This is a genomic window from Flavobacterium hydrophilum (assembly GCF_003202405.1).
In the GTDB taxonomy this organism is placed as follows: Bacteria; Bacteroidota; Bacteroidia; order Flavobacteriales; family Flavobacteriaceae; genus Flavobacterium; species Flavobacterium hydrophilum.
In genome coordinates, this window is record NZ_QJHL01000003.1 from 66,784 (window position 1) to 93,743 (window position 26,960).

Consider the following 26,960-nt stretch of genomic DNA (forward strand, 5'->3'; position numbering starts at 1 on the left):
TTTTTTTTTGATATGACGTTTTATTTTTTTACGAAATCGTTATAATTTAATCTAAAAATCTTATTTTTATCAAAATTACCCAGTGATAAAGACAGTTTGTTATGATTACAAAAAAAGTAAACAATGTTCAGGAAGCCATAACAGGTATTGAATCCGGAATGACCATCATGTTTGGCGGATTTGGTCTGTGTGGAATTCCTGAAAATACGATTGCAGCCTTAGTAAAAACCCAAATTTCAGATTTAACCTGTATTTCAAATAATGCAGGTGTTGATGATTTTGGTTTGGGATTGCTTCTTCAGAAAAAACAAATCAAAAAGATGATTTCCTCCTATGTTGGAGAAAATGCTGAGTTCGAGCGTCAGATGTTATCTGGAGAGTTAGAAGTTGAACTCACTCCGCAAGGAACTCTGGCAGAACGTTGTCGTGCCGCTCAGGCCGGAATTCCTGCATTCTTCACTCCTGCAGGCTACGGAACTGAAGTAGCAGAAGGAAAAGAAGTCCGTGAATTCAATGGTAAAATGCATATTATGGAAGAGGCTTTCAAAGCCGATTTTGCGATTGTAAAAGCATGGAAAGGTGATGAAGCCGGAAATCTGATATTCAAAGGAACTGCCAGAAACTTCAACGCCTGTATGGCGGGTGCAGCAAAAATCACAATTGCAGAAGTTGAAGAATTAGTTCCGGTTGGGACTTTAGATCCCAATCAGATTCATATTCCGGGAATTATGGTACAGCGTATTTTTCAGGGAGAAAAGTTTGAGAAGAGAATTGAGCAACGAACTGTAAGACAGAAGAATTAGATAATGAGATAATTTGTCAATTAGATAATTCTTTCGTGTGTTTTAATATTATCTAATTATCAAATTGACACATTAAATTTAATTGAGATAATGCGACAATTAGATAATTAATTTAGATTCTATAGCGTATTATCTGATTGGCACATTAACAAATTGACACATTAAAATTTATGGGACTTAGTAAAGAAGATATAGCAAAGCGAATTGCAAAAGAAGTAAAAGACCGTTATTTTGTCAATCTTGGAATTGGGATTCCGACTTTAGTTGCTAATTACGTAAGAGATGATATTTCTGTAGAATTCCAAAGTGAAAACGGAGTTTTAGGAATGGGACCTTTTCCTTTTGCCGGAGAAGAAGATGCCGATATTATCAATGCAGGAAAGCAAACCATTACAACGCTTCCGGGGGCGAGTTTCTTTGATTCGGCTTTTAGTTTCGGAATGATCCGCAGCCAGAAAGTCGATTTGACAATCCTTGGTGCGATGGAGGTTTCTGAGAACGGTGATATTGCCAACTGGAAAATCCCGGGCAAAATGGTAAAAGGAATGGGAGGTGCAATGGATTTGGTGGCTTCCGCCGAAAATATCATCGTTGCCATGATGCACGTTAACAAAGCAGGAGAATCTAAAATCCTAAAAAAATGTACGTTACCATTAACGGGTGTAGGCTGCGTTAAAAAGGTTGTAACTGAGCTTGCGGTTCTCGAAGTAACAGAAAAAGGTTTTAAGCTCTTAGAACGCGCGCCAGGCATTTCTGTTGAGCATATCATCGCTTCAACCGAAGCTGATTTGATTATTGAAGGGGAAATTCCAGAGATGTCAATTAATTAAAAAAATAATTCGTTTGTCTTCTCAGAGCAATTATTGCTTTTTTAATATTCTTCAAATAAAAACAGATTCAATTTTTAGATTGAATCTGTTTTCTAAATAATATTTTAGTTACTAGTAACAGAGTAACTATTGCAAGTATAATTTAATCCGTTTCCGTTCGTACCATAGGAAGAAGTAATTTCAAATCCAAATTGAACATTTCCTACTGTAACATTCCCAATCCATCCTTTACTCTTTATCCAGTTCAAAATTGCTTTTATATCGATAGTGGCATTATTGGTTTTTGTGGTGCGTAAAAATGAATATACATTATTTGCCCCATTATTTCCTCTAAAAACATTCCAGTTGTGGCCGCCAATACTTTGATTGGTATAAGCGGGAACTGCATTACCTGCTGCCGAATAGGTATAGGAAATTGGTTTAACATTACCTGATCCATCGGCACCTCCCGTGTAATTCATCCACAGCATGATTTCATTAGCATTATTACTATCCCAGATATCATAAGCAGATTCCCATGCACCGCCGCTCGGTGTAGTAGCACTAAATTTAGTAGTAAGGGTCGTGATTGAACTAAGAACTTTACCAATGTATTTTGTAGAATTTGGGTACGATTTTATTCCACCGGTATTAGGGTGGTTAGCCCAAACTCCCCATTGGCTGTAACTGTTTGCCCAAATAGACTGGCTTCCGGCTCCAGAGCCCCAAATATTATTATAAACAGTATATCCGCCATTGGACCAATTAGCCCATTGATCTGATGATGACCAGGAAGCTTTTACTTCTTGATCATTGCTGTCGTCAGTTGCTTCACAACTGATGAAGGCAATGCATAGCATTGCAAAAAAAAAAGTCTTTTTCATAAAAAATTAAATAGGTTAATAATAGTTAAGCTAATTTATTGATAATTTGATAGTTATGGTTTTTTTAGCTTAAAAATAATTAACTTTTCAACTTTTTTTATAAAAAATAAAGAATACCGAATTTTAATTCAAAGAATAAACCTTCTTATGGTAAAAATGACCATAATAAAGAAGAAGTTTTTGAGAATTTAATAATTTGTAAAAATCGTTTTATTAGTTTGGGTTACTTTAAAAGAGTAAATTCACAAAAAAATCCTGGTTTTACTTTCCTAAATTGGTTACCCAAATAGTACCAGATTTTCCGGCACCCATTTCAGTATAAGTACTGCTCATAATGGCTTTACAATGTTCAGTGCTTTTTTTCCAGCCCGTTACAACTTCTTCAGGGGTTTTATAATTGCGTGCAATCACTTCACCAACATAAGTGCCCGGATAACCTAATATTGATGCTCTTTGTATTGGACTTGTTCCTTCAGGAGAAATATGCGAAAAGTAATTTCGGTCATACATATCATGAGCGTAGTTAATTGCGGTTTGAGTTAAAATGGAATTACTTACCAATGGCGGTACAGAGGGCAAGTTTTCATCTCCACATGTACAGCCAGTTACTCTTAATTTATTAATTTCAATTAGAATTAGACTTGTCATATCCGTATCCTCAACAGGAACAGAATCTTCCTTCTCACAAGAGAGAAATAATACTGCCAAAATTATACAAAGAGGATATTTTTTAAACATGGAAAGAATGATTAATTAAGGTTGACAATTAGCTTTTTAAGAACGGATTAAATTACATAATAAGTTGTTTCCTAAAAAGAAATATTTTAAATACTCAAAAAGCGTAAAAAATAGTATTCATACAGAAATAAAATTATTTTATAATTTAGTTTCTAAAAGGTTTCAAAATGACCCGTTATAAAAATACAAAACCGCCCAATCAGGCGGTTTTTATATTAAAAAAGTTAGTTGACTCATTGCCGTAGCAATTTAGTAATTTAGTTTACAAATTCTCAAAAAAGTCATTCCCTTTATCATCCGTAATAATAAAAGCAGGGAAATCTTTTACAGTGATTTTTCGAACCGCTTCCATTCCTAATTCTTCAAAATCAACTACTTCTACTTTTAAAATATTGTCCTGTGCCAAAATAGCGGCCGGACCTCCGATAGAACCCAAATAGAATCCGCCATATTTGTTACAGGCATCAGTTACCTGTTTGGTACGGTTTCCTTTAGCGAGCATCACCATACTTCCGGCATGTTTTTGAAATTCATCCACATAAACGTCCATACGTCCTGCAGTTGTTGGTCCAAAACTTCCTGAAGCCATCCCTTCCGGAGTTTTTGCAGGTCCAGCGTAATAAACCGGGTGGTTTTTAAAATATTCCGGCATTGGTTTTCCGGCGTCTAATAATTCTTTGATTTTTGCGTGGGCGATATCACGGGCCACAATAACAGTTCCGTTTAGTTTCAAACGCGTTTTTATTGGATATTGCGATAGTTTTGCTAAAATATCTGCCATTGGCTGATCTAAGTCAATTTCAACCGGAGCTTCTAAATGTGGAGCGGTTTCCGGTAAAAACTGTTTCGGATTTACTTCTAGCTGTTCAAGGAAGATTCCGTCTTTGGTGATTTTTCCTTTGATATTTCTGTCGGCAGAACAGGAAACTCCCAATCCAACGGGACAGGAAGCTGCGTGACGGGGCAAACGAATAACGCGAACGTCATGTGTAAAATATTTTCCTCCAAACTGAGCTCCGATTTCACTTTCCTGACAGATTTTCTGAACACGTTCTTCCCATTCTAAATCACGAAATGCCTGACCGGACATGTTTCCTGTAGTAGGCAGATTGTCAAAATAACCTGCAGATGCTTTTTTAACCGTAGCCAAATTCGCTTCCGCAGAAGTTCCGCCAATGACCAAAGCCAAATGGTAAGGAGGACAGGCAGAAGTTCCTAAGTCTTTGATTTTTGCACGAATGAAAGCGTCAAGGGATTTATCGTTTAATAATGATTTTGTTTGTTGGTATAGATAGGTCTTATTGGCAGATCCGCCTCCTTTTGCCATGAATAAAAACTCATAAGAAGTTCCTTTTTTGGCGTAAATATCAATTTGTGCCGGAAGATTCGAACCCGAATTTTTTTCTTCAAACATTGAAATCGGAACAATTTGCGAATATCTTAAATTGCGTTTTTGATAGGTGTTGAAAATTCCTTTGCTTAACCATTCAGCATCATCAACGCCGGTAAAAATGCTTTCGCCTTTTTTGGCCATTACAATTGCCGTTCCGGTATCCTGGCAGCTTGGCAATTGTCCTTCGGCAGCAACAGAAGCATTTTGAAGTAAATTGTAAGCAACAAAACGATCGTTGTCTGTCGCTTCCGGATCGTCTAAAATATTTCTTAGTTTTTGTAAATGTGTTGTTCTCAACATGAACGAAACATCTGTCAAGGCTTCTTCAGCCAATAATTCTAAACCTTTTGGGTCAACTGTTAAAACTTCACGTGCTCCAAATTGTTCCACTTTTACAAAATCTGAAGTAATCTTGCGGTATTGCGTTTCATCCTTTAAAATAGGATAAGGATCCTGGTATATAAAATCAATCATTTCTTTGGTTTTTGGCAAAGTTAAAAATTATTTACCTAAGAAAGAATTTGAATTATAAGTGTTTCGGAGTTTATTGTTGGTTATGAAACTCATTGAAACTCATCTTTTTTTCAAAATAAGGTTTGTCTTTTACCGAAAGCAACTTCTTTTTCCATTGAGTTCCTTTTAGTGAAAACGAAATGGAATCAGAATAGGTTACAATTCCGGAATCTTCATTGCTATCATCTCCGGGCTCAAATGAAACAGTTTTGCAATAAAAACTTTCAGGGTCATTTTCAGATGCATTGCTTACAAATTCAGTCCAGCTTCCCCAACCGCTATCTGACATCGATTGCCATTGATGAACAAGCTGTAAATCATGCTTTTTCAGATAAAACAAATAATTTTCATGTGTATATCCACAGGCCGGATACCCAAATCCAATTTGTATAAAAGATGAATTCTTACCTGAAGCATTACTCAAACCTGAAGAACCACCCCATTCAGCACCTTTTTCGTAATTGGTAATGGTGATTCTGGAAGAGGTGATTTTGGTTTTATTCTGATAAAAATCAAGTCGAAATTTAGAAGTTAGAATACTGTCTTTGTCTGCCTTCAGTTCTGTTAAATTTGCCAGAATATGAGTGAACTCGGCATTTTTTTCATTTGAAAGGAAAATGGTATCTGTTCGTAATGTATTTTCTTCTGCTTTTGTTTTATCAGTAACAGCAGGAAGTTCTGTTGTTTCAGCAGAATTTACATTTACAACCAGATTTTTTTTCTGTTCTTTTTGACAGCTTGCCAGAATCAATAAGATGAAAATATGTTTAAGATTCATATTTAAAATCGTCAAATTTTAAAAAAACCACGTCGCCACAAAAATTGCCGTAATTACACAAATCAAATCTACCAAAAGCATCGTTCCCAAAGCATAACGGGTATTTTTAATATTTACCGAACCAAAGTAAACCGCAATAACATAAAAAGTACTTTCGGCACTGCACTGGAAAATACTGCTCAGTCTTGCCGTTAAGGAATCGGCGCCAAAAGTATTCATCGAATCAATCAAAAATCCTCTTGATCCAGCAGAACTAAAAGGGCGAAGCATAGCAACCGGCAATGCGTTTGTGATTTCTTTGCTCACTCCCATATTCGAAAAGATAAATCCAATGGCATCGCTGATGATTTCGAATAAACCGCTGTTTCTGAATAATGAAATAGCAACCAGCATTCCCAAAACATAAGGGAAAATAGTAACACCGGTTTTAACACCGTTGTTGGCTCCCACTACAAATGTGTCAAAGACAGTAGTTTCAGCTTCCTTGAATTTTTTCTCGTGGATAAATGAAAAGATCAGAGTGAAAGCAATAATTGCAATTAATATTAATCCCGAAAGATTAGAAGTGAAATAGTTTTTTCCGATTAAATCTAAATGATTCACATACATCAATAAACCAACAATAGCAGCAATCAAAGTCATTAAACCAATAAGCAGCGAAGCACTTTTAAAATTGATTTTTTGTTTTACACCTACAATTAAGAAAGCAGCAATGGTTCCGATGAATGAAGTAATAATACAAGGCAGCATTACATCGGCAGGATTACTGGCATTTGCAGCAGCACGATACCCGATAATTGACGTTGCAATTAAAGTTAAACCTGAAGCGTGAAGACACATAAACATAATTTGTGCATCACTGGCTTTGTCTTTTTCGGGGTTTATCTCCTGTAAACTTTCCATGGCTTTTAGTCCGAATGGTGTTGCAGCGGAATCTAATCCGAGGAAGTTTGCGGCAAAATTCAAGGTCATGTAGGATATCGAAGGGTGGTTTTTAGGGATAGTTGGAAACACTTTTACAAATACCGGACTTAGTACTTTTGCTAAATTCCCGGAAGCTCCGGAAACAATCAAAAGCTCCATCAACCCGCAGAAGAATGCCAGATAAGCAATCAACGGAAGTATTAAATCAACCAGAGTGCTTTTACATGTTGGTAATAAACCATCTGATTTTTGAAGACCGCTGTAGATTTTTACGGTTTTGTTTTTGTAAACATAAGTAGTATCGGAATTTAACGTGTCACGATTGACAATCATGGTCTGTTCCGGTGCATTTTTAATGCTGTCTTTGATGAAAGCGGGTAGTTGTTCAACGTATTTTTCTGAAACCAAAATCGGGTCATCTTTCTTTCCATTTAAAACAGAATCAATAGTATACGTATTGGCGGTAAATAAACTCACCACAATAAACACAATCGAAGAGATAAAAATCGTTAACCAAAATCTGCTTAATACCATAATTGTAATTTTTTGTAAATGTAATAAATCAATTGCAATGACAATTACAAAAGTAAATTTCGTGGTTTAAAGCGAAATTAATGTGGTTTGATTTTTTTAATTTTCATTCGATAATAACTTTAGTTTCCAGATAATTTTCAAAAGATTTAATTCCTTCAAAAAGAACTGCTTTTTTATGACTTTCAGTTTCATTAAAAAAGTCTGTTTCGATTTTGGTATGATCTTTTTTAACAGTTCTTTTCCAGGTTCCGATGACTTTTCCATTTTCAAGAATAACGGGTTTAAAGATTCCGTTTTTGGTAAAAGCTTTCGGTTGATGTTCCGGTAAAATAGAAACTTCCCGGGTTTTATACGAAATTAGAATCTCATCAAAAGCAGCAATAAAATGTACGCTTTCATCGAATTTATTGTCAACAGCATATTCTTTTCCAAACCAATATACTTGATTATCAACAGTAAAATGATTTAATTGCAACTCTATTGCATTGATGATGTTTTTACAAATTGTAACCGGAAAACCTGACCACCACGAAAAATCAAGAAGTGTTGCCGGGCCGTGACTTTCAAAATAACGTTTGGCTAATTTTGCCAGACCTTCTTCTTTTGTCAGTTTGGATTGAGGTTTTGGAACCCTTTCTTCCAATAACGAATATGTCATTTGTTTGCCTTTCATTTTGCCATTGCAGACTAAGCCATCTAATTCTGCATACATCATGATCAGAACAGGACTTAATTTATAATCGCCCGAAAACTTTTTGACATTAAGTTCCTGTATGATTTCTTCACGTGTTAAATGATTGTTCCCGGCCAGTATTTTTTCTATTGCTGAGTTGATCTTGTCAAATTCCTTTTCGTCACAGCCATACTTTTTCGTTTCGGCAAGAATAATGCGTTTCACCTGCGGTCCGGAAACATCGAGCATCCAGTAAATATCTTCCGACGAAACTAAATGCCAGGTTGGCCGCAAAATATGAGTCCGGATTATTTTTCCGGAATTAATAGCTTCTTCAATTTCTCTTTCAGTGGAATCACAGCGGGAACCAATTGTCCATTTCGCCATTGCGTAATCCTGAGCCTGCATCGCACCTAGATGTTTTACAATTTCTTCAGGCGAATTATGACTTGTTTTATCAAGTTTTTGAGCGACCAAACGATGATTTGAAATTTCGTGATGTGTCATCTTTTACTATTTTAAACCATATAAGTATGTAAGTTCATTTAAAACTTTGCGACTCTGAACCTTTGAATCTTTGCACCTCAGAAAAAACTATACATGAATAATTTCCTCCTCAATGAGTAAATCTTCAAGGCGCAAGCGAAGAAAAATCTGTGCTACGGCAATGGTATCTTTTTCACAATACGTTACAATTCGGTCAATATCTTTTTCGACATAAAAAACGTGAGCAACCTGACTTCCGTCGATATCGCCTTTTGGAGAAGGAACTCCGAGAATTTTAGTCAGTAATTTTAAAGATGTAAAATGCTTGTAATCTCCAAATTTCCATAATTCCAACGTATCCAGATGTGGAATTTCCCATGGCTTTTTGCCGAATAAATTCAGTTTGTCCGGAATGGCAATTTGGTTGATAATCATTCGGCGGGCGAGAAACGGAATATCAAATTCCTTAGCATTATGCCCACACAAAAGATGTTGAGGCTGATTGAAATGATTGCTCAGCAGATTATTAAAATCACGCAGAATCTTTTTCTCTTCTCCGAAGAACGAAGTAACCCTAAAATTCCGAATATCTCCTTTGATTGTAAAATACCCAACCGAAATACAAATTATCTTTCCGAACTCTGCCCAGATTCCGGCACGATCGTAAAATTCTTCGGGTGTAAACTCTTCTTTTCGCTGATATTGCGTTTTCAAATCCCAAAGTGACTTCATTTCTGCATCGAGCAAATTGAAATTTTCTTCTTCCGGAACGGTTTCAATATCAAGGAATAAAATGTTGTTGAGGTTTATTTTTTCAATCATTTTTTTGGAGACTTCTTAGATATTTAGATTGTTAGACTTACTTAGATTTTTTACAAATATGCGTAAAATTCTTACGATATAAAAAAGTGCTAGAATAAACTTTGCTGTGCAGTTGGGCTTTCATGTTCCAAAAGCCATTTTTTGCGGGATAATCCGCCGGCGTATCCGGTTAAGGATCCGTTTGTTCCGATAACGCGATGACATGGCACTACAATCCAAAGCGGATTTTTACCATTTGCAGATGCTACAGCCCGAATCGCTTTTACATCTCCAAGCTTTTTAGTCTGATCCATGTAGCTTACCGTTTTTCCATATGGAATTTCGAGTAAGGCTTTCCAGACTTTCTGCTGAAATTCAGTTCCTTGTGGATTAAGTTTTAATTCGAAATCGGTTCTTTTACCTTCGAAATATTCATTGAGCTGAAAAACTGCCTCTTGTAAAACTTCGGGAATAGTTTCTGAAACTTCGTTTGTACCAACATCTGAGACGGAAATTACCGAAATACCATTTTCATCTCCAATGATTTTGGTGATTCCCAGAGGCGAATTGATGTAAACTGTTTCCATAAATTTTGGTTTAATCACAAAGTTCGCAAATATTTTTTGAAACATATAAGTTATATAAGTTCATTTAAATTTGTCTCACATAACTGTCAAGCTGAGTGAAGTAAGTCTTTAATAATTTTCTAATTGAAATTGATAGTTTAGATTGTTTTCAATTTTATCACTTGAAATAACTTTTCTGATGTTTGATTTTTCAGCACTAAACTTCGGCAAAATCAGGTTTTGCTCTTTTGCTTTTTGCGTATAATACTCCTCTCTTGTTGGATGAAAAGGCGCAACGGCATTAAAAACTTCATTCCATTTGGATTGGTTTAAGATTTCTTCAATGATGCTGATGCAATCGTTTTGATGAATCAGATTTACGGGTGCATCGGCATTTTCAAGGTTTTCTTTTCCGGCTAAGAATTTCACGGGATGACGGTCTTCACCAATTAATCCGCCGAAACGTAAAATTGTAGTTTCGAAGTTTTCATTTTTTTGAAGAATGTTTTCGGCTAAAAGCAATTGTTTTCCGCTTTCTGTTTCCGGATTTGGATTTGTTTCTTGCGTGATTAAATCATTTTGATCTCCATAAACAGATGTTGAACTCACAAAAAGCACTTTTTTAACGGAAGATTTTTCTATAAACGGAATCAGATTTTGGATTTTTTCGACAAAAGTTTTCTTTTCAGAATCCGGATTGACAGCTCTCAGTTTTGGCGGAATATCGATAATTAAGATTTCGCTTTCCGCTAAAAAATCAATGATGCTTTCAGAGACACTTTCGCTTTCAAGTGCAACCAAAAACGGATTTACCCCCGTATCTTTTAAAATAGGAAGTTTATTTTCTGAAGTTGTGGATCCGTTTACTGAATTTCCTTTTTCGATTAGTCTTTTTGCCAGCGGGAGCCCTAACCAGCCACAGCCTAATATGCTTATTTTTGTCATTTTTTAAGATTCAGAATAGAAAAGCTTTTCTCTCTCACGCAGATTTACTTCGCCAGTTCGCTATCGCTCGGGTGGCAGATTTAGCAGATTGGTTTTAAAATAATCTGCGAAAATTTGTTTAAATCCTTTTAAATCTGCGTGAAAAAAAAAATTTGCAAGGTTAAACAATTTACAAAGTTAATGTAAAACAAACTTTGTCTTTTCCTTTTGCACCAATTCTGTTATAGAATTTTATAGCTCTTTCGTTAAACTGAGGAGTTCGCCACTGCATGTTCACGCAGTTTTTCTCTTTTCCGATTTCTTTTAATGCATTGATCAACATCTCACCAATTCCAAAATTTCTGGCGCGTTCTTCCAAAAACAGGCAATCCATGTAAATGTAATCGCTAGCGCTCCAGGTGGAGTAAGAAAAAGTATAAGTTACATATCCTACAATTTCTGTCTCAGCAGCTACAACTAAGCAGAATAAATTTGGACTCTCATTAAATAATTCTTTTTTTAAGCCTTCTTCTTTTCCTTTCGGATCATAATCAGCTTGCTCAAATTCGGCATGTTTTTGGCATAAAACGACCAATTTGGGTAAATCGCCTATCTGGCATTTTCTTATTGAATATTCCATTGAAGATTGATTTCTGTTTGCAGGAAGCTGATGAAATGATTGAAATAATCCGGATAATTTTCATTGGCTCTAGTAGCGATAAAGTGTTTTCTCTTTAAGCCATTTTTACCAACTTTAATTGCTTTGATCGGGCTTGATTTTAAATGTGGCTGAACGGCCCATTTTGCCATTGACATCACTCCCATGTCCGCTTTGACCATTTCCAGGGAAGCTTCTGTCAAAGGCATTGGCGTTATTTTCTTCGGACTTACTTTGGCTGGAGCCAAAAGAAACTGATGAATGGTAACGGTTTCCATCGGAAGCGAATGGATAATCAGATGTTCATCGATAAAATCTTCTGCAACGACATATTTTTTATCTGCCCAGGCATGATTTTCAGAAACAACCATCATAACTTCGTCCTGAAAAAGTTCGGTATATTTTATATTGCTGTCTTTAATCGGATCACTAATAATAGCAATATCGATGGTATTTTCCAGAAGTTTCTGCAGCGGGATATGAGTCGCTTCGATCACAATTTTAAGTTCCACATTAGGATACAAAAGATGAAACTGTTTCAAAACTGACGGAAGCCAGTGATAACTAGAAAAACATTCGGTACTGATCCTGATTTCGCCATGTTCTCCAAAAACCATTTTCTTGATCTGCGTTTCAGTTTCGGTTAGTTTGTCCAGGATTTCATTGGCGAGATCATAGATTTTTTCACCTGCTTTGGTCAGAATCAGTTTTTTGTTGGTTCTTAAAAAAATGGCTGTACCCAATTGATATTCTGCTTCTTTTAGCTGATGACTCAATGCTGATTGTGTCAGATGAAGTTTGTCGATAGCTTTGGTAATGCTTCCTTCTTCAACAATTGCTTTTATCAATTTTAAGTGACGTATTTCCATTTTTCAGTGATTAATACACAAAGAAACAAAATTTTAGACTGGCTTTTGTATGAAAAAAAGTAATGGGATTGATGAATTCTTTTCGTTTTTATGTGATGTAATGTTCTGCTAATTTTGAAAAAAAACAATAAACTATGGAAAATCAGATTAAATTTTACGAAGACAAATTAGCATTCGAAATGGATCCCTCAGATTTGTTTGATGCTTTAAATAATGGAGAAAAAATAATAGCACTTGATGCCAGAAAGCCTTTTGGGTTTGAAGCAGAACATATTCCGAATGCGATTAATATTCCGCATCGCGAAATGAATTTAGAAACCACACAGCATTTAGATAAAGCTATTTTATACGTAACCTATTGCGACGGAATTGGATGCAATGCTTCGACAAAAGGGGCTTTAAATATGACGAGGTTAGGATTCAAAGTAAAAGAGTTAATTGGAGGACTGGAGTGGTGGAAATTTGACGGCTATGCAACTGAAGGAACAAAAGGCAATAAGGGCGGATTGAAAATTGAATGTGCCTGTTAAATGAAAAGGCAAACTTTATTAATTAAAGCTTGCCTTTTTATATGTTTTTAAATTTAAATATTTATTACGAGAAAATACTTTTACTATTTACCAGTTGACTAATTATTTCAACAATTACGATTATAATCACAATTAACATCCAGATAATATGGTTAATTGAATCATATAGTCTAAAATAATCTTTTTTTGAAAATTTATCATTTTTAGAATCTAACGACCTAAATATCATAAACACCAAAACAATAAGAAGAAGAAATAAAGTTGTTAAATCAGGACCTTTCAAAATATATTCTTTATTCAGGTTTAATAGCTTTCAAACTATCTTTCACAACTATTATACTGTCTTGTACCGGAACAGTTTGCAACGGTTTTATCGGAGCTGAATATCGTTTTATTTTTTGCTGAATCAAAACAGCGTCATTCAGAACAAAAGGAGTTGGCATCATCCAGTTGCTTCTTGGTTTGATATTAAACAATGGATTGGTCATTAAATCAAAAGAACTTTCGATTAAATCCATATCAAAAACAGACGATTTATTAATGATAAATTCCATTACAAGCGGTTCGTTTCCTACAACATAGTAACATAAAATTTTGCTGTCCTGTCTCTCCAAAAGATTTCCTTTTTGCCCAGACGTTGAAACACCATTGGCTTTGAAATTATAAAACGTCATTTTTGGATTTGCATAAATATCATAACGATTAACTTTACGATTTGGAGTAATTTTTATTTTCAAATATCTTTTGCTTCCGATAACACTGTCTCTTACAAAGGAAATTGTCGGTTTTGGAACTTCTATTTTAGGAGCAATAGCGCTGTAAGTGAAAGTTGAATTGTACTTGCTGGCAATCAGCAGATTATTTAAACCTACTGCTTTTTGATTCATGTTTCCAAGGTAAGATTTGGTCCAGTCGTCCAGATTGGTATCATAAGTCGTCCACACAGCAGAATTTGTATCAGCATTATAAACATACAATAAGCTGTTTGATTTTGCTTTTCCGGGTTCATAATCTGAATGATATCCTGCGTAAACAAAAAAACTGATCGATATGATAAAGAAAAGCATAGTCCAGACGCCTTTTCTGGCAAATGATCCAAACAACGGAAGCAGTAATCCGAAAAGCAAAACAGTAAGCACGGCACTTCCGTAAAGGATTTTTAAGCCTAAACCAATTGGAAACATAATAATAAACGGAGCGACAATTGCCAGTGCAGGTATACTGAATAATAAATTTAAGCCGGCGCTGTAATGATGCGTAAAGACAAAAATCCCTAATAAAAGAATTCCAAAATAAACCGGGATAATCAGGAAGCCCGCCCCCGTTAATTGATTGGCTAAAATGATATTGATAATAATCCAAAGCAATAATGGCGATACGAAATGATTCATCGTAATTTTTTCTTCCGAAAAATGATGGTAGAAAGCAAAACAGATTGCAATACTAAGTGCAACAAATGCTCCAATGTAGGCGTGACCATTATAAGTAAAGCCATTTAACAAATCTGAATATTGCGGATAAATCTGCAAAATGATTTTCCACCCAAGGAAAGTAACCAGACCAGCAATAATTATGGAGCCTAACAAAGGAACAAATCCTTTAAAAATTTCCCTGAACGAAATAAGATGTTTTACTTTTCCAACGAAAATAAAGAAAATCAACAATCCTAAAGCAATAACACTCATTGGGAAAACCCATGAAAAAGGATAGTTTATAAAGAATCCGAACGGTACAGTAAAATAAACGTTGTCCTGCGTAGTATGAGTAGAGTTTAAATCAATATTAGAGAAGTATTTTAATAACGGCATCAAATAAGATCCCTGATGCGTTAATGTAGTTTTGTTTAAATGTTGAATATCATCTTGTTGCGTATGGTAATTATAATGAGCGTCGATAAAGGCAAAGTTAAATCCCTGAATGTTTCCTTGTTCCCTAAAAACCGTTAAGTCGGTATCATTTGGAAGCATTTTGTAAATGCTATACATCAGTGAATTTGAAACCGGATATTTTGTTTTGGCATTCGAAAATTCTTTTACCAATCCTTCGTTTCCTTTGTTGGTTTCCATCAGCATATAGCTTGGACCTGAAGAACCTCTTGCTTCAAAATTCAAAACAAGTCCGACGTCTTTGGCCCATGGATGCTGATTTACAAATAAGGCAGCACCGTTTAAACCTAATTCTTCGGCATCAGAAAAAAGGATAATAATATCGTTTTTGTGTTTTTCGTTGGCGTATAAAAAGGCTCTTACGCCTTCAAGAATTGTTGCGACTCCCGAGGCATCATCGCTTGCTCCTTTAGAAAATGAATGCGGCGCACTGTCATAATGCGAGAGCAGTAAAAGCGCTTTTGAGTTTGAAGTTCCCTTTATACGGGCAAGAATGTTTTTAGATTTTACCAAAAGACCTTTGTCATTTAGGGTAAAACCTTCCTGAACCGAGGTTTCAAGACCTATTCTGTTTAATTCAAGTTTAAGGTAATTGGCAACTAATTCATGATTGGTAGAGCCAACAAAATGGGGCTTTTGGGCAATAATCTGAACCTGGTTTAGTGCTCGTTCTGTTGAGAACTCAGCAAGGGCTTCTTCATCTTTCGAAATATACTGAGGCATCATCGAGGCAAAAATGATGGCCAGAATTCCTAAGACTCCTAAGAAAGCCAGAATTGAAGTAGGGTTTTTTTTCATAATGTGGTATTAAATTTCTTTTTTTACGAGCATAAAATAATCATTGTCCAAAGACCGATATCCCTGATCGTACAGGAAATAGTAGGTATTCCCTGTTTTGGTTTGCAAAATATTGGTAAAAAAATCAAAATCAAAGCCTTTATTAACCATTTTGTCACGTGTGGCCTTAGATTTTCCTTCCGAATTTAATTCACACAAAATACGGTAATTTTTACGCAACTTGTTGTTTACATTCCGCATAAAATTTGTGCTGTCCTTGTTTATTTTATTGTTGTAAGCATTACGGCAACTGTCTGAGCAAAACTTCTTGTCTTCCCGGCCTACAATTTTCTCAGCGCATTCAAGGCATGTTTTCATGAATTCAGCTTTTTTATTTGATATAAATCAGTTCTCCTATCTTTTAGCGTATGCACGCTTCCATGCTCATGCAGTTCTTTCAGTAAATTCAGATCAACATCAACAATTAAAGTCATTTCGGTATTTGGAGTTGCTTCGGCTTTGATACCGTTGCTTGGAAAAGCAAAATCCGAAGGTGTAAAAACTGCCGCCTGCGCATATTGAATATCCATATTATTCACTTTCGGAAGATTTCCGACACAGCCGGCAATAGCCACATAACATTCATTTTCTATCGCACGTGCCTGCGAGCAGTGTTTTACTCTGGTATAACCATTTTGAGTATCAGTTAAAAAGGGCACAAAAAGAATATTCATTCCTTCGTCTGCCAGTAATCTTGGGAGTTCCGGAAATTCGACATCGTAGCAAATCAGGATTCCGATTTTACCACAGTCTGTATCAAAAGTTTTGAATTCAGAGCCGCCTTTCATTCCCCAGTGTACCACTTCGTTTGGCGTAATATGAATTTTAGTATACATTTCAGAAGTTCCGTCCCTTTTGCATAAAAAACCAACATTATACAAATTTCCATTTTCTAAATACGGCATACTACCGGTAATGATATTAATGTTGTATGAAATAGCCAATTCCTGAAAACGTTTTCTGATTGGATCAGAATATCGGGAAAGTTCACGGATGGCTTCTGCTTCTGATAAATGATTGTAATCAGCCATCAGTGGCGCAATAAAAAGTTCCGGGAATAACGCAAAATCAGATCCGTAGCCAGAAACCACATCAATAAAAAATTCTGACTGTTCGAAAAATTCCTCCAGATTATTCAATTGGCGCATTTGCCATTGTACCAGACCGAGACGAATTACACTTTTTTCGAGATTAATCAGTTTTGGACTTTCATCGTAATAAACATTGTTCCATTCTAAAAGCACTGCAAATTCCTTGGATTCTTCATCTCCTTCCAGATAATTTTTGATAATCCGTAAAACGTGAAAATCATTGCTTAACTGAAATGAAAGCACCGGGTCGTGTAATTCTTTGTGTTTTACTTTGTCGATATAATTTTTCGGCGTCATTTTTTTAGAATGCTGCGCATAATTCGGAATCCTTCCTGCAAAAACAATAGCTTTCAGATTCAACTGTTCACACAATTCCTTTCGGGCATCGTACAAACGTCTGCCTAAACGCAATCCACGATAATTAGGGTGAATAAACACATCGATTCCGTATAAAATTTCGCCGTTGGAATTATGGGTAGAAAAACTGTAATCATCAACAATTTGCCTGTAATTATGTCTTTTGTCTACTAATTTCTCATCAACTATCAACGACAAAGCCGATCCTACCACGACACCATCGGCCAGAATAACCAGCTGGCCTTCAGGGAAAATAGAAAGTAATTTTTTAATATCTGCAGATCTCCAGTAGGAATTAGCCATTTCAGGATACGATTTTACCATCGAATCTTTTAACTGTTTGTAGTCGTCAAATTCTAAATTTCGTAATTCTACTTTGTTGATTTTTGTTTGCATTTTTGTATGATTTCTCTCAAATATACTAAATTAATTTCCATTTACAAACGGTTACAAACAGTTACAACCGAAAGTAAATAGTTTATAACCGACTAATTTTTGATAACTGCCACATCTTTGCACTGTTGAATTTAACGAACGAATTCAATTTATATAAACCTTAAAAAATAGTATACGCCATGAAAAACAAAGTACAATTAATCGGTAACGTAGGTAATGATCCTGAAATCAAAACTTTAGAAAACGGAAAAAAATTAGCGCAATTAAGCATCGCTACACACGACAAATACACCAACGACAAAGGTGAAAAAGTAGAGCAAACCGAATGGCATCGTGTTACTGCCTGGGGTAAAACGGCTGAAATTATTGAAAAATATGTAGCTAAAGGAAAGGAAATTGCCGTTGAAGGTAAGCTGACACACAGAAGCTACGATGATAAAAACGGAGAAAAACGTTATGTTACAGAAGTGGTTGTAAACGAAATTTTATTACTTAGCAAATAAGATTTTATTTGTTGGTTAAACCCGACAGGCTTTAAAAACCTGTCGGGTTTTGTATTGAAAACAAAGGTTACAATATCGAAGCGCCATTGCTATCAGTTGTCAGTACTTCGCTCATATAATCAAAAAAGGGTCTCATGTTTTTGAATGCATCTAAAGCCTGTTCCAAGAAAAGCGGACTTAATACCTCTTCATCTGTAAAACGTTTGATGACCAAAAATTGTTTGAAACGAAGCAGGTCAATTGCCGGATGATCGGCATCGAAACCTTTTGGTTTTGTTTTGAGTTGTTCCCCTTGTAAAGTTCCGAAATTGCTGATGAAAGATTTCAAATTTAAAATTTTGTGAAAGGTTTCCGGATCCTGGGCAAACTCAGTTCTGATTCTCTTTAAATCTGCGGCATTAGGTCCCCAGAATCCGCCGGCAAAAAAGCTGTTTCCTTTTTCTAAATGGAAATAATAACCACCGCGTCTTGCAGCTGTTGCACGAGTGTAACTTCCGCCCCAAAAAGTTTTAAAAGGAGTTTTGTCTTTAGAAAAACGGATATCACGATAAATTCGGTATACACTTTTTTTGCCTGAAGCAGTTTCCAGAACATCAGTTTTAGAAAGTTCCTGAAGCAAAGCATCCGCAAAAGCTTCAATGTGATTTAATTCGTTGAGATATTTTGGCTTATTGGCTTCAAACCAGGGTTTATTGTTGTTTTCTTTAAGCTGCTGTAAAAAATCAAGAGCAGATTTAGGAACTATGATTTGGTTTTCCATATAAATTTTAATGTCTTTTAATAATCAGAAGTTGGGTGCAATTTAAAACTAAAAAACCCACCGGAAAAATCTGGTGGGTTTTTGTATATATCGTTAAGCAGTTTTTTTGAATAAATCAAACATAGGACAGCGTGAGCAGCGTTTCTTTTCACTTTTTTTGTATTTCTCACAGCAAGAAGATTTACAGTTTTCAATCTTCTTAATTTTATCAAGGATATCTTTGTTTTTCTTTTTCTTTTTATCCTTTTTCTTGTCCTTGTCTTTTTCTTTCTTGCTCAATTTTCCTCTGTATTAAAAACAGTGACAAATATAAACAGAAAATATTATTTTTATATATTCTAAATAAACTTTAACTTTTTTATTTTGGATTAATTGCAATTGAGCTTGTAACGGTTAACTGCTGAATATCACGATCGAACAGGTAAAGTCCGCCTTTATCTTCACCAATTAAGTTGATTTTGTCCAGAATAGATTTAGCTGTAGCTTCTTCTTCGATTTGTTCAGAAACGTACCATTGTAAGAAATTATGTGTTGCATAATCTTTCTCTTCAAAAGTAATGTGGACCAATTCATTAATCGATTGTGAAACAAAAAGTTCATGGTTGTAAAGTTCCTCAAACATTTCTTTAAAAGTAGAATACGATATTCTTGGAGCTTTTAGATCTGTAATCTGAGCATGCCCGCCACGTTCGTTTACATATTTTACCAGTTTAAGCATGTGTGCACGCTCTTCGTCTGACTGTGTGTACATAAACTGAGCGATTCCTTCTAATCCGTGAACTTCGGCCCAGCAAGCCATTGAAAGATAGGTTTGTGAAGATTCTGCTTCTATGCGAATTTGCTTATTTAAAGCCGTTTCAATATTTTTTGATAGCATAATGTGTGTCTTTTTTGTAAAATTAATCAAAATAATTCAAAGCATTTTTTTTTAATCCCGAAAACATTAACATATTTGGATTAATTCTCACTAAATTTAATGGTGCTGAATTTAGCAGGTTTTGATAATAATTGCTTATTCCTAATTGGATTTCCTGGATTTTCATTCATAAAGCCATCCGTAAATTTGCGCATGATAAATTGTCTGGAAGTAGTATCGTAATAGCTTAAAATGTAATAATCTTTAAGTTTAAGTGTATTTTGAAGTGTTATATTTTTATTTATACTGAGATAGTAATAAATATTGTCAATAGCCAAAGGTTCTGTTTGTTTTTGGTTTACAAATTCTAAACCAGGATTGAGTATCGCATCAAAATAAACCATTTTATTCGAATATTCTGAATAGCCGCCAAAATCATTATCAAAAAAATCCGCCAGCGAATTACTCTGTATATAGTCATAACCTCCGATCTGATATTCTGCAAATCCTCCAAAGGTTATCAATGTATTTTCTTTAATTTTAAGAGCTGATATTCCGGAGTTTAAAATCGAAAGCTGTTTTAAAAGCTTCTCAGTAGTTTTTATTTCCTGAGGTTTTTTTCCGTTTATCTGCATAAACACAAGAGAGTTTTTAAAGCCAATAGAATCTTTTTTTGAAATAGAAATACTTTTAAGCGTTTTGCCTGTCTCAAAATCTTTGATGTCAAATAATAGTTCTTCTTTGCCTGATTTGATTTGCAGTAATTTATTTTCGTTAAGGAAGGAATTTGAAGATTTAGATGCTTTTTCAGTTACAGGCTGATTAAAATTTTTTTCAGTAACATCAAAAGTCATAAGGTTAAGATCTAAAATCTGTGTTTTTTTCAAACTGTAATCAAATGCCAAAAGAATATGATCGTCCAATACATACATTTTGGTTTTGTTAATGGTTTTATCCAGAGGAGTAAAATTGTCCGGATCTATTTTTTCAATCGGATAATATCGGATAATGGTGCTGAAAGCCACATTTTGTCCCTTTTCATTCTGGAATAGAATTGCTGATAAATCAAACATTTTCACTACACATTTTCCGTTATTAAATTCATAAAGCAATAAATGCGGTTGATTGGTTTCTTTACACAGCATGTAAAAAAGATTGTTTTTCTGGAAAGTTGTTATAATATATTCTGTGGTTGGAGGCAAATCAAAATTTAAAGCTCTTGAAGTTTTTGTTTCGGGAAAATATTTAATAATCCGGATGTTTCTTAAATTATTTGTTGCCCAATAAAGAAGCGGATTTCCATCATCACTTATGCTATGGCCAATTAAAGATCTGTTTTCTGCCATTTTTATAGAATCAGTAAATTGATACTTTAAAAATAGTGATTTATTATATTTTAAGATATTGACGTACTTATCATCTGCTGCAAAAACATAAATATCATTGGTTTTTACATCTTCGATATTGAGAATCTGACCCTTATCCAAAGGTCGGTTCAGGTTCAATGAAAAAGAGTTTAATACCGTCTGACTTAGTAAGATAGTATTATAAAATACGCACAAAAGAAGTAGTAGTTTTTTCATGTGTTTTTATGCTCAAATATTGTTCCGTTTATTTTTTACTGATTCATGAGTTCCTGAAAAAGGTCCACAAATTTTCCAACATGCATACCATCCATCAATCCGTGATGAACATGTACAGACAAGGGCATCATTTTTTTGCCATTGTCTAAGGTAGTCATTTTTCCAAAAGAAATTTTAGGACAGCTATCCGGATAAGAGTAACTGCGTGCATGAGAAAGTGAAGTGAAATTAAGCCACGGAATAGCCGAAAAATGAATCACATTATCATCATCAAACGACCTTGTAAAAAGTCCGGTTGTGTTTTGAATGCGTTCGATTTCTGCCAAAGCATTTTCTTCAAAAATTTTATAATCCGCATTATATTCTATTAATGAAAATCCAAAAGTACCATCTTCACGGCCAATAGTTGCCGACACATCTATACGGTCGTTGATGTAAATTTTGCCGTCAGAAATTCGGTACTTAAAATTCTCAATTGCATTTACCGCAATCAATGTTTTATGAAGATAAAAGATAAAAAAAGAAATCTTTAGGTTTTTAGCAGTTTGATAGGCTTTGGTACAATCAATTTCTACGGTAGCGCCAAAAAATGGCTCTTCCATCTTACTGAAATGTTCAAAATGCTCTTTTCTGTTCCAGTTTTCTAAATCTAAAAGGGTTTTCATTATAATAAATTATGGACAACTTCTGTTATTTTTTCGAAGGAACTAAAATGTTCGTGTTCAACTTTATGATTGATTTTTTCATGTTCCCAGGTTGTGTGAAACGGAATATGAACGGCATAACCGCCAATTCCTAAAACAGGCAATACATCTGATTTTAACGAATTTCCGATCATCAAAAATTCATGCGCCTGAATATCTAAACGGCCTAATAATTTTTGATAATCAATTTCCTGTTTGTCTGACATTACTTCGATATGGTGAAAGTAATGTCCCAAACCAGAGCGGTGCAATTTGCTGTGCTGGTCTTTCAGATCGCCTTTTGTGGCTACGACCAGTTTGTATTTTCCGTGTAAAGCCTGTAATGTTTCCTCAATTCCGTCTAAAAGTTCAATTGGTTTTTCGAGTAATTCTTTTCCGTATTGAATGATTTTTTCAATGACTTCAACAGGAATTGTGTTGTTCGAAATATTCATGGCTGCTTCAATCATAGACAAAATATAACCTTTGATTCCGTAACCGTACAAAGGCAGATTTTCAATTTCGATTTTAAACAACTCCTGCGAGATTCCCTGATGCGAAAGATAATCTTCCATCAGGGCGCAAAATTTATGTTCTGTTTCCTGAAAGTAAGGTTCGTTTACAAACAAAGTATCATCGGCGTCAAATGCGATTACTTTTAAGTTTGGTATTTTGCTTTTATGTAACATGGTATATTTTGTTTCAAGTTTGAAGTTTTCTTTGTTTCAGGTTTTTTTGATACGAATTACAAGAATTTCCTCTAATTTGTAAAACAAATTAAAATAATTTTTAAAAATCTGTTCAATCTGTCGAATCTGGGAGAAACCTTTTAATCAGCCTTAAAAGAAAGCTTTTTTAACGAAATAGTCTTATCGTAAAAAGTAATCCGGATTCCAAAAAGCAAGATGATTCCGCCCAGAACCATTTGTAAAGTTATTTGTTCTTCTAAAAACAACCAAGCTAATATTGAAGTAATTACAGCCTGACTTAACAAACTTAGCGAAACCCTTGTAGCACGCATATGCTGCGTAGCATAACTAACCGAAAGCCACGCACATAATTGACAAATAACAGCCTGAAGTATCAATACAAACCAGCCGGTATTTGAAAATCCGGTGAAAGGCTCGTTTAGTAAATAACAAAGTATTCCCAAATAAATACTCGAAGCGAATAAACTGATGGTCATAAAAGACAAAACATCAACTTTTGAAAGCACATTTTTACTGATCAAAAGATAAATTGAATATAAAATACCTGATAAAACCGCAAAAAGAAAAGCCTGATCGAAATTCAATTCCAGAAAAAAGGCAAAACCAACCAAAGTCACCATTCCGAATAACGAAACTATAGTTCCAATCCAAAAGTTGTTTGCGGGTTTTGATTTTAAAAATAGAAAAGAGCCAATGCCCACCCAAACCGGAGACAAATTGGTCAATAAGGAAGCCTGCGTAGCACTCGAATCCTGAATGGCAATATTCCAAACCGCCACATCCGAAGAAAACAAAACACCACAAAGGATAGCCAAAAGTGTAAATCTTAAACTTGGAAGTTTAAATTTTTTGCTCAAAAGTACATAAGGCAAAAGCAAAGCTACAGCAAAAAACATACGGTAAAATGCCGAGATCAATCCGGGAGTTAATTTGAGTTTTACCAATATCGGAAAAATCGAGATGCAGAGAATACCGCAGATTAAGGCTAATCTTGGTTTGGTGAGTTTCATTATTTTATGTTTTTTATTCTCGGTTTATATTAAAAAAAGGAAAGCGTGAATCAATTAAAAAAGTTAATCGATTCACGCAATTTTATAAATTTTATAAAACTTTAGTTTACCGTTTCTCCATTCGGAGCATCAGCATCCGGATTGATAAAAACCAGTTTGCCTTCAGCATTTGTTGTCATCAGGATCATTCCCTGGCTTTCAACACCACGCAATGCTCTTGGTGCTAAATTAGCTAATACAGAAACACGTTTACCAATGATTTCTTCCGGTGAAAAGCTTTCGGCAATTCCGGAAACTATTGTGCGAACGTCAATTCCGGTATCTACTTTTAAGACTAAAAGTTTATTTGCTTTTGGCATTTTTTCTGCTTCCAGAATAGTCCCAACCCGAATGTCCATTTTCGCAAAATCCTCAAACTGAATTAAATCTTTTTGCGGTTCAGGCTGTTTGCTTTCGGCAAGATTAGCGGTTTTTGTAGCTTCCAATTTGTCTATTTGTTTTTGTATTTCTTCGTCTTCGATTTTTGCGAATAATAATTCAGCTTCTCCAATCTGGTGTCCATCCGGAATCAATTCTGAATTTTCCGCAACATCATTCCATTTCAATTTGCCTTGATTTTTAAGGATATTTGATAATTTATAAGCCGTAAAAGGTAAAAACGGTTCAGCCAGAACGCTCAAGGCAGCCGCAATTTGAAGTGCTACATACATTTGGGTTTTTACGCGCTCAGGATTGTCTTTCATTACTTTCCAAGGCTCTTCATCTGCAAGATATTTGTTTCCTAAACGGGCCACATTCATCAATTCGCCTAAAGCTTCACGGAATCTGTAACGCTCCACCGAACTTGAAATCACAGCCGGGTAGGCTTTTAATTCAGCTAAAGTGTTTTCATCCACTTCAGATAATTCATTTGGCGTTGGAACATATCCATCGTAATATTTGTTGGTTAAAACTACCACACGATTGATAAAATTTCCAAAAATTGCAACAAGTTCATTGTTGTTTCTCGCCTGAAAATCCTTCCACGTAAAATCATTATCCTTAGTTTCCGGCGCGTTTGATGTCAATGCATAACGCAAAACATCCTGCTTATTTGGAAAATCTTCTAAATATTCGTGTAACCAAACCGCCCAGTTTTTAGAAGTCGAAAGTTTGTTTCCTTCCAGATTCAAAAACTCATTTGCCGGAACGTTATCGGGTAAAATATAACTTCCTTCGGCTTTTAACATCGCCGGGAAAATAATACAGTGAAAAACGATATTGTCTTTTCCGATAAAATGAACCAATTTGGTGTCTTCATCTTTCCAATATGGTTCCCAGTCTTTTCCTTCGCGTGCTGCCCATTCTTTTGTTGAAGAAATATATCCGATAGGTGCATCAAACCAAACATAAAGTTTTTTTCCTTCAGCACCTTCAACCGGAACATCAATTCCCCAGTCTAGGTCACGGGTTACCGCACGAGGTTCCAGTCCGCCGTCAACCCAGGATTTAACCTGTCCGTAAACATTCGGTTTCCAGTCGTTTTTATGACCTTTTATAATCCACTCGTTTAAGAAATCAGTATATCGGTCTAAAGGTAAAAACCAGTGTTTTGTTTCTTTTAGAATAGGAGTTTCTCCGGTAATGGTCGATTTTGGGTTAATCAAATCGGTAGCATTTAAAGTCGATCCGCACTTTTCGCACTGATCTCCGTAAGCTTCCGGATTATCACATTTTGGGCAGGTACCAACTACAAAACGGTCTGCTAGAAACTGGTCTGCTTTTGCATCATACAATTGTTCTGTAACTTCTTCAATAAAATCGCCTTTATCATACAAAGTCCTGAAGAATTCCTGAGCCGTATCATGATGAATTTTAGCCGAAGTACGGGAATAATTATTAAATGATATCCCAAAATCAGCAAAAGATTTTCTGATAATTCCGTCATATTTGTCGATAACTTCCTGTGGTGTAACGCCTTCTTTTTTGGCTTTCATCGAAATAGCAACACCGTGTTCATCGCTTCCGCAGATAAACGCAACGTCTTTTCCCTGCAAACGAAGGTATCTCGAATAAATATCTGCAGGCACGTAAACCCCTGCCAAATGCCCAATATGTATTGGTCCGTTGGTGTAAGGCAATGCTGCTGTGATTGTATATCTTTTTGGATTCTGTGTCATTTTTCAAATTTATTGCCTGCAAAAATAAGCAATAGAATTGAGATTTTGTTATTGCAAGAAGATTCGCTGAGGTTTTCGCAGAGATTCACAGCGTTTTTTTTAATCTCGCAAAGTCGCAGAGCCGAAAATTTTTTAAATTAATGCCACAGATTAAGGGATTAAAAAGATTTTTTAGATTAAAATATGATTAATCGGCGAGAAACAAAAATGCTGAAATAGAAATTAAGTGAAGTAATCAAAGCCAGCGATTCCCTATTATTTGAAATAATTTTCAAACTCAGTGGGCATTTTGCTTATTGGTTTTATTTTTATGTCTTTATAGTAAACTTCGGCAGCTTCGCTTTGCAATTGTATTTTTCCTTCGGTTAAAGGCATAAATTTTTCACCATCAAAATAACGGGAATTTTGCAAAACCATGACTACTTTGCCGTTAATGATATGAAGACTTTTTCCTTCAAAACAAACCAGTTCTATTTCTGTCCATCCGTTGTTAGGTGTTTCAGCTCTCATTTTTCGCATGCAAAATCCGGTATTTTGAGTGTTTTTTCCAAACGGAATAAACTGCTGATCCTCATCGGCTACGGCATTCATACTTCCTTCCGGAAGATAGGCTTTTATATCAATTGCTGAATTGGCAATGTTCCAATAATCGCCGAAATGGCCTTCCATTATTTGAAACTCTTGTGATAACATCCAGGCACGCCAGTAATCTGCGCCCGCTTCTCCCTGTGAATGATAAAGCAAACCGGCATCCATGAGCTTGTCTGTTCTGGGTTCCCATTTTTTATTCCCAAATTTGACCTTTAGCTTCAGGCGATAGTTTTTGAAATTTTCTTTGGTAAAGACACAACCATAATATTCCCCGGAAACTTTAAGTACATTTTCATTTTTTTCCTGAATCACGGTAAACATATTGTTGACATTTTTATTGTAGCCAATAGGTGGTATTTCGTTCCCGTTAACATCTGTTGGGGCTTTCCCCGAATATCCGTTCTTGTGTTTGTAACTTAGATACATATCCCATTTGCTGAGGCTGTTGTCCAGTAAATTTATCCAGCCGTCTTCGAATGAGTCTGTTTTGTTAGTTACAGCGGTAAGACTAAAGAGAAAGGCAAATGCTATTAGAATGGAGTATTTTTTCATAAGTGGTTTGAGAGTTTAGATAAAAATGATTTCTCAAATCTACAAAATAATGTTTCAAAGATAGTATGCAATTAATTCAAAATCAGATACCATTTCTGCATTT

The 26,960-nt window shown here is 35.3% G+C and carries 27 protein-coding genes; 4 read left to right on the plus strand and 23 right to left on the minus strand.

Annotation, left to right across the window (positions count from 1 at the left end):
• The first annotated feature begins 101 nt into the window (after positions 1–101).
• Both DMB68_RS13260 and DMB68_RS13265 read left to right on the plus strand, forming a co-directional pair.
• Positions 102–803, plus strand: coding sequence for a CoA transferase subunit A (locus DMB68_RS13260; RefSeq protein WP_110347162.1), 702 nt, complete (start codon positions 102–104; stop codon positions 801–803).
• A gap of 170 nt (positions 804–973) precedes the next feature.
• A complete protein-coding gene (locus tag DMB68_RS13265; protein ID WP_110347163.1) occupies positions 974–1,633 on the plus strand; it encodes a CoA transferase subunit B in 660 nt (219 codons plus the stop codon).
• A gap of 104 nt (positions 1,634–1,737) precedes the next feature.
• On the opposite strand, the gene DMB68_RS13270 is transcribed toward DMB68_RS13265, so the two are convergent.
• The 11 genes from DMB68_RS13270 to DMB68_RS13320 form a co-directional block, all read right to left on the minus strand.
• Positions 1,738–2,496: a GH12 family glycosyl hydrolase domain-containing protein gene (locus tag DMB68_RS13270; protein ID WP_110347164.1), complete on the minus strand. Its 759-nt coding sequence runs from the start codon at positions 2,494–2,496 to the stop codon at positions 1,738–1,740.
• Positions 2,497–2,757: 261 nt separating this feature from the next.
• Positions 2,758–3,234 (minus strand): CAP domain-containing protein, encoded by a 477-nt coding sequence (locus DMB68_RS13275; RefSeq protein ID WP_110347165.1) that lies wholly within the window; start codon positions 3,232–3,234, stop codon positions 2,758–2,760.
• A gap of 262 nt (positions 3,235–3,496) precedes the next feature.
• Positions 3,497–5,101: a fumarate hydratase gene (locus DMB68_RS13280; RefSeq protein ID WP_110347166.1), complete on the minus strand. Its 1,605-nt coding sequence runs from the start codon at positions 5,099–5,101 to the stop codon at positions 3,497–3,499.
• 70 nt (positions 5,102–5,171) lie between these two features.
• Complete coding sequence (locus DMB68_RS13285) at positions 5,172–5,918, minus strand: hypothetical protein (RefSeq protein WP_110347167.1); 747 nt, start codon at positions 5,916–5,918, stop codon at positions 5,172–5,174.
• A gap of 18 nt (positions 5,919–5,936) precedes the next feature.
• The gene (locus tag DMB68_RS13290) at positions 5,937–7,376 is read right to left on the minus strand and encodes a nucleoside recognition domain-containing protein (RefSeq protein ID WP_110347168.1); all 1,440 of its coding nucleotides are present in this window, start codon (positions 7,374–7,376) and stop codon (positions 5,937–5,939) included.
• A 103-nt stretch (positions 7,377–7,479) separates the two neighbouring features.
• Positions 7,480–8,556 carry a winged helix DNA-binding domain-containing protein gene (locus DMB68_RS13295; protein ID WP_110347169.1) on the minus strand — a complete coding sequence of 359 codons (1,077 nt, stop codon included), beginning with the start codon at positions 8,554–8,556 and terminating at the stop codon, positions 7,480–7,482.
• A gap of 87 nt (positions 8,557–8,643) precedes the next feature.
• Positions 8,644–9,357 (minus strand): 3'-5' exonuclease, encoded by a 714-nt coding sequence (locus DMB68_RS13300; protein WP_110347170.1) that lies wholly within the window; start codon positions 9,355–9,357, stop codon positions 8,644–8,646.
• An 89-nt stretch (positions 9,358–9,446) separates the two neighbouring features.
• Complete coding sequence (locus DMB68_RS13305; RefSeq protein ID WP_110347581.1) at positions 9,447–9,923, minus strand: methylated-DNA--[protein]-cysteine S-methyltransferase; 477 nt, start codon at positions 9,921–9,923, stop codon at positions 9,447–9,449.
• A 108-nt stretch (positions 9,924–10,031) separates the two neighbouring features.
• Positions 10,032–10,847: an NAD(P)H-binding protein gene (locus DMB68_RS13310; RefSeq protein ID WP_110347171.1), complete on the minus strand. Its 816-nt coding sequence runs from the start codon at positions 10,845–10,847 to the stop codon at positions 10,032–10,034.
• A gap of 169 nt (positions 10,848–11,016) precedes the next feature.
• Positions 11,017–11,466, minus strand: coding sequence for a GNAT family N-acetyltransferase (locus DMB68_RS13315; protein WP_110347172.1), 450 nt, complete (start codon positions 11,464–11,466; stop codon positions 11,017–11,019).
• Positions 11,451–12,353: a LysR family transcriptional regulator gene (locus tag DMB68_RS13320; protein WP_110347173.1), complete on the minus strand. Its 903-nt coding sequence runs from the start codon at positions 12,351–12,353 to the stop codon at positions 11,451–11,453. Before DMB68_RS13320 ends, DMB68_RS13315 begins: the two co-directional genes overlap by 16 nt.
• Before the next feature lie 134 nt (positions 12,354–12,487).
• On the opposite strand from DMB68_RS13320, the gene DMB68_RS13325 reads away from it, so the two are divergent.
• Positions 12,488–12,883, plus strand: a complete 396-nt coding sequence (locus DMB68_RS13325; RefSeq protein ID WP_110347174.1) for a rhodanese-like domain-containing protein — start codon at positions 12,488–12,490, stop codon at positions 12,881–12,883.
• 293 nt (positions 12,884–13,176) lie between these two features.
• On the opposite strand, the gene DMB68_RS13335 is transcribed toward DMB68_RS13325, so the two are convergent.
• The 3 genes from DMB68_RS13335 to DMB68_RS13345 are packed head-to-tail and all read right to left on the minus strand — an operon-like array spanning position 13,177 to position 17,450.
• Complete coding sequence (locus DMB68_RS13335) at positions 13,177–15,567, minus strand: M28 family peptidase (RefSeq protein ID WP_110347176.1); 2,391 nt, start codon at positions 15,565–15,567, stop codon at positions 13,177–13,179.
• A 9-nt stretch (positions 15,568–15,576) separates the two neighbouring features.
• On the minus strand, positions 15,577–15,924 hold the full coding sequence (locus DMB68_RS13340; protein WP_110347177.1) for a hypothetical protein: 348 nt from the start codon (positions 15,922–15,924) through the stop codon (positions 15,577–15,579).
• Entirely contained in the window at positions 15,921–17,450 is a 1,530-nt protein-coding gene (locus tag DMB68_RS13345; RefSeq protein ID WP_110347178.1) for a carbon-nitrogen hydrolase family protein, read from the minus strand. The genes DMB68_RS13340 and DMB68_RS13345 overlap by 4 nt, the downstream gene beginning before the upstream one ends.
• Positions 17,451–17,629: 179 nt before the next feature.
• On the opposite strand from DMB68_RS13345, the gene DMB68_RS13350 reads away from it, so the two are divergent.
• Positions 17,630–17,953 (plus strand): single-stranded DNA-binding protein, encoded by a 324-nt coding sequence (locus tag DMB68_RS13350; protein WP_110347179.1) that lies wholly within the window; start codon positions 17,630–17,632, stop codon positions 17,951–17,953.
• Between the two features lie 67 nt (positions 17,954–18,020).
• On the opposite strand, the gene DMB68_RS13355 is transcribed toward DMB68_RS13350, so the two are convergent.
• From DMB68_RS13355 to DMB68_RS13395, 9 genes are all read right to left on the minus strand, one after another.
• Positions 18,021–18,713 (minus strand): DUF2461 domain-containing protein, encoded by a 693-nt coding sequence (locus tag DMB68_RS13355; RefSeq protein WP_110347180.1) that lies wholly within the window; start codon positions 18,711–18,713, stop codon positions 18,021–18,023.
• A gap of 93 nt (positions 18,714–18,806) precedes the next feature.
• Positions 18,807–18,992 (minus strand): hypothetical protein, encoded by a 186-nt coding sequence (locus tag DMB68_RS13360; RefSeq protein ID WP_029271150.1) that lies wholly within the window; start codon positions 18,990–18,992, stop codon positions 18,807–18,809.
• A 79-nt stretch (positions 18,993–19,071) separates the two neighbouring features.
• Positions 19,072–19,590: a ferritin gene (locus DMB68_RS13365; protein WP_031456669.1), complete on the minus strand. Its 519-nt coding sequence runs from the start codon at positions 19,588–19,590 to the stop codon at positions 19,072–19,074.
• A gap of 80 nt (positions 19,591–19,670) precedes the next feature.
• Entirely contained in the window at positions 19,671–21,152 is a 1,482-nt protein-coding gene (locus DMB68_RS13370) for a hypothetical protein (protein ID WP_110347181.1), read from the minus strand.
• Positions 21,153–21,187: 35 nt separating this feature from the next.
• On the minus strand, positions 21,188–21,817 hold the full coding sequence (locus DMB68_RS13375) for a chloramphenicol acetyltransferase (protein WP_110347182.1): 630 nt from the start codon (positions 21,815–21,817) through the stop codon (positions 21,188–21,190).
• Complete coding sequence (locus DMB68_RS13380; RefSeq protein WP_110347183.1) at positions 21,817–22,524, minus strand: HAD family hydrolase; 708 nt, start codon at positions 22,522–22,524, stop codon at positions 21,817–21,819. Before DMB68_RS13380 ends, DMB68_RS13375 begins: the two co-directional genes overlap by 1 nt.
• 140 nt (positions 22,525–22,664) lie before the next feature.
• On the minus strand, positions 22,665–23,555 hold the full coding sequence (locus DMB68_RS13385) for a DMT family transporter (RefSeq protein ID WP_110347184.1): 891 nt from the start codon (positions 23,553–23,555) through the stop codon (positions 22,665–22,667).
• 101 nt (positions 23,556–23,656) lie between these two features.
• Entirely contained in the window at positions 23,657–25,714 is a 2,058-nt protein-coding gene (metG, locus tag DMB68_RS13390) for a methionine--tRNA ligase (RefSeq protein ID WP_110347185.1), read from the minus strand.
• A 255-nt stretch (positions 25,715–25,969) separates the two neighbouring features.
• On the minus strand, positions 25,970–26,857 hold the full coding sequence (locus tag DMB68_RS13395; RefSeq protein WP_110347186.1) for a 3-keto-disaccharide hydrolase: 888 nt from the start codon (positions 26,855–26,857) through the stop codon (positions 25,970–25,972).
• Positions 26,858–26,960 lie beyond the last annotated feature (103 nt).